Origin of the sequence: Rhizobium sp. M1 (assembly GCF_002531805.1) — a bacterium.
Classification (GTDB): Bacteria; Pseudomonadota; Alphaproteobacteria; order Rhizobiales; family Rhizobiaceae; genus Rhizobium; species Rhizobium etli_C.
The window spans coordinates 1-1,457 of sequence record NZ_NWSW01000102.1; the positions used below are offsets into that span (position 1 = coordinate 1).

At 57.9% G+C, this 1,457-nt stretch carries 1 protein-coding gene and 1 pseudogene; one reads left to right on the forward strand and one right to left on the reverse strand.

What is annotated here, in order from left to right; translation table 11 throughout:
- Positions 1-640, reverse strand: a pseudogene (locus CO655_RS33075) (transposase); the annotation flags it as partial.
- Positions 641-926: 286 nt separating this feature from the next.
- On the opposite strand from CO655_RS33075, the gene CO655_RS33085 reads away from it, so the two are divergent.
- Positions 927-1,457, forward strand: a 531-nt coding sequence (locus tag CO655_RS33085; RefSeq protein ID WP_176539354.1) for a transposase, incomplete at its 3' end; no start/stop codon positions are given.

The window sequence follows — 1,457 nt, forward strand, 5'->3', positions numbered from 1 at the left end:
TGAACGAAGTCCATCGCCCAGACGTCGTTGGGTCCGACGGCCATGTGCCGATCCTCGCGAAGCTTGGCTTTTACCCTCCGCTTCGGTGTCTTGTTCCGCAACTGTAGCCCCAAGTCCCTGTAAATGCGGTAAGTTCGCTTGATGTTGGTGCCCCAACCCTCGCGTTCCAACAGCACATGCACGCGGCGATAGCCGTACCGCACACGGATCTCGCAGATCTCGCGAATACGACGTTCCAGACCGGCCTGATCAGCACGGCGAGAGGTATAGTGGTGAGTTGATCGATCGAAGTTCAACGCTCCACAAGCACGCCGGAGCGAGATCGCCCAATCGCGGCACATGCCTTTCACCATCTCCCGCTTCCGAGCAGGCCTTAGAGCTTTCGGCGGATGACATCCTGCAACATCTCGCGGTCCAGCGTTAGATCCGCGACGATCTTCTTCAGGCGCGAATTCTCGTCCTCGAGCTGCTTCAACCGTTTCATCTCCGGTGGCAGCATGCCCGCGTATTTTTTCTTCTAGTTGAAATAAGTCGCTTGGCTGATCCCCACCTTCCTGCAGATTTCAGCAACAGACACCCCTTCATCACCTTGCTTCAGAATGAACGCCTTCTGAGCGTCCGAACACTGCGATGCTTTCATCGTCTTCTGGTCCTTTCCCAGCCAGGAAAATGCACCGGAAAACTCTAACCAAAACTGGTCCAGTTTGAAGGGTTCAGATCAGTTTTGAACACGCCAAGTGGCGCGGTGTGGGCAACCGGCAACGCGGATCGTGTCCCAGCACCTGGTGTAGGTGGCGGGAGGTAGCAAAGCCGAGTGCCCGCGCGCTTCTCGCTGCGCTGTAGCGGGTGAACGGCTTTGCGGGCGGCCATCAGTGTTTTCCGCTAGGGTCGGGTTGTTCAAGACCAACCTGACGGAAAGATCACCGATGACCAATGACATGATGAACGTGCGCTCACTTGTTGAGAAGAGTGCCGATGCAGATTTATTGCGCGAGATGATCGGCTTTGCCGCCGAGCGGCTGATGGAGCTGGAAGTAGGCTCGGCTACGGGTGCAGACTTCGGCGAGAAGTACCCCATGCGGCTAGCCCAACGCAACGGATACCGCGATCGGGATTCGAGCTTCCTTGAACCGTGCCGCATGGCAGAGAAAGCTCTGACGGCCGTTATCCAGGAAGCGTATATCCAGGGAATCTCGACCCGTTCTGTCGACGACCTGGTCAAGGCCATGGGTATGAGCGGCATCTCCAAAAGCCAGGTGAGCCGCCTGTGCGAAGAGATCGACGTCAAAGTGAAGGCGTTTCTCGACAGGCCGATTGAAGGTGAGTGGCGGTACGTCTGGGTGGACGCGACCTATCTCAAGGTCCGGCGTGGCGGCCGCATCGTCTCAGTCGCCGTCATCATCGCGGTGGGCGTCAACAGCGACGGTCGGCGCGAGGTCCCGGGTATGGAAGTTGGC